The organism is Serratia sp. H1w, from assembly GCF_000633355.1.
GTDB lineage: Bacteria > Pseudomonadota > Gammaproteobacteria > Enterobacterales > Enterobacteriaceae > Chania.
Map to the genome: position 1 here is coordinate 1 of NZ_AYMQ01000215.1, position 746 is coordinate 746.

General features: G+C 41.4%; 1 protein-coding gene and 1 pseudogene. One reads left to right on the forward strand and one right to left on the reverse strand.

Features of this window, described 5'->3' with window-relative positions; translation table 11 throughout:
• Positions 1 to 228: 228 nt before the first annotated feature.
• Positions 229 to 471: a hypothetical protein gene (locus U869_RS0128870; protein ID WP_025123950.1), complete on the forward strand. Its 243-nt coding sequence runs from the start codon at positions 229 to 231 to the stop codon at positions 469 to 471.
• Positions 472 to 563: 92 nt separating this feature from the next.
• Here the strand turns inward: U869_RS0128870 and U869_RS31300 are convergent.
• Positions 564 to 746 (reverse strand): annotated as a pseudogene (locus U869_RS31300) (hypothetical protein); the annotation flags it as partial.

Sequence of the window (746 nt, forward strand, 5' to 3'; positions counted from 1 at the left end):
GCTTAGCATCAAAACAGTGAGTACGCATAAGCGCAATGCGTTGTTGAAACTGGGGGTATGCTCTCTGCATGACTTGCTGGGCTCTAATGTATATTAGAGCTAAATACCAATAGGGTTTATTTCAAAAAGTAATTGTTGTACCCGTGAGTTGTTAAAGTGAACGTGTTATCATGTGATAATGATTTAAATTGATAGGTTGAGTGTATTGACTAATTATAGGGAGTTAAAATGTCAGAGAGAGCTATCAATGAGTTACGACATCGACTTGCCAAACAGGAAGAAGTGATTGAACATTTGATTGTGCGTTCTGAGCTGTCAATTCAACTGGTCGCTGAAATTTTGACGACATCAGTGTTACCTCTTGAGGAGGTAATGCGAAGATTTGAACGGTTTCAGGATATATCACCTCTGGTTAATACTGAAGTATTGGAAATCGAGAAACGCAAGTTAATTAAGAGTCTATCCAAATAGAGGGGGTGTCGCATTAAGGCGTGGTCAGGTAATGTGTACTAGCTCAGACCTGATCTGACAGTTACCGGTTATTTATACAGGTGTCTGTCAGATTAAATCTGGTTCAGATTCTTTTCTGCCCAGACTCGCTTACCATCAAGTAATGTTGCCATTGGCGTACGCCCGCAGCACATTTTTCCCTGATGGGTTCGCTCATTATTGTAATGCCACACCCAATTGTCCAGATCCGTCTGCAGGCTTTCGAGCTCTCCATATGTCGCTACCGATGTAAAACT